Origin of the sequence: Ruminococcus sp. N15.MGS-57 (assembly GCF_000980385.1) — a bacterium.
Classification (GTDB): domain Bacteria; phylum Bacillota; class Clostridia; order Oscillospirales; family Ruminococcaceae; genus Hominimerdicola; species Hominimerdicola aceti.
The window spans coordinates 1-1,214 of record NZ_LARF01000110.1; the positions used below are offsets into that span (position 1 = coordinate 1).

Genomic DNA, 1,214 nt, shown 5'->3' on the forward strand with positions numbered 1-1,214 from the left:
AGGCACAATGGCAAAGTAGAGCGCAGTCACCGAGAAGATCACAACAAATTCTATTCGTGCCATAGGTTTTATTCCTGCGACGACTTAAACGTGCAGCTAGCTGCACGTTTAAGTCGAACAAACAACCGTCCTATGCGTCCCCTCAAATGGTTTTCGCCTATCGAATTTCTTAATGATAGTGTCCAATATGATTGACAAACCAACATATAAGCAAATGACTATTTCAACTTCCGTGTTGATGTTAACAAACATTTAACAATCAACTTATGTAAAATGAAATAATTTAGAACGCAATATTTGTTCAGCTATACAAAGCTCTTGTGCATATGAGAGAAATATGCAGAATATAGTGACTTTTGGTGTTATATGTGTTAAAATAATGTATACATAGATAAAAAAGTTTATTGCAAAAAAAGAAATATGGTGATTCCAATGAAGATGTGAATATTTATTATGCACAATTCTCCGTTGCAATAATTGTGTGATATGATGAAGTTAAAATACTCTGCAACAAAACTTAAAGAAAATTACACTTACATTGAGAAAGGACGTTTAATATGAAAAAGATCGTTAAGAGAATCGCAGCTATGGGTGCTGCTGTTATGATGATGAGTTCTATGGCTATTGGGGCGAGTGCTTCTAATGGTGTTAATTGGAAGGTTTATACTCCAGCTAAGACTCCGGCAGGCTCAGGAATTACAACCGATACAAAAACGGTAAGCGGTTTAAGCACATCATCTGATTCCGCAATTGATTTTGTGTGCGGAGGTTTTACAGGAGGCTCAGGAAGCACATATGCTCGTTGCAATATTCAGTCAAACATGAAAAAATACAGTACTCAGTGTGCTGATCTTTATTACTATGGAGATTCCGGTTCGGTTCAGTTCAAAAGCGGTTAGTATGCATATTCCAATGGAGGTAAATGCAAAATAACCGTAACATTGAAAAACTATACAGGTACTAATGGTGTAACTATAACTGGAAACGCACAATAAAAACCAATTAAGGAGACATCAATGCGAAAAAATTTTCTTTGGATAATGGCGACAGCAATTATTTTTACCTCCTCTTGTGCGAAAGCACCAGAGGAGGTAAAAAAGGAAAATGATATTCTTAATAATACCGAAAAAGCAGAGTCCGCAGAGCTTGAATATCAGACTTTGGACGAAATACGAAAAACAAGTGCAGACACACTTGCAACAAATACTACTAAT

The 1,214-nt window shown here is 36.2% G+C and carries 2 protein-coding genes; both read left to right on the forward strand.

Going from position 1 to position 1,214, the window contains the following annotated elements; genetic code table 11:
• The first annotated feature begins 557 nt into the window (after positions 1-557).
• Positions 558-899, forward strand: a complete 342-nt coding sequence (locus tag WS40_RS10670) for a hypothetical protein (protein WP_046442237.1) — start codon at positions 558-560, stop codon at positions 897-899.
• 117 nt (positions 900-1,016) lie between these two features.
• Positions 1,017-1,214, forward strand: a 198-nt coding sequence (locus WS40_RS10675) for a hypothetical protein (RefSeq protein WP_046442239.1), incomplete at its 3' end; no start/stop codon positions are given.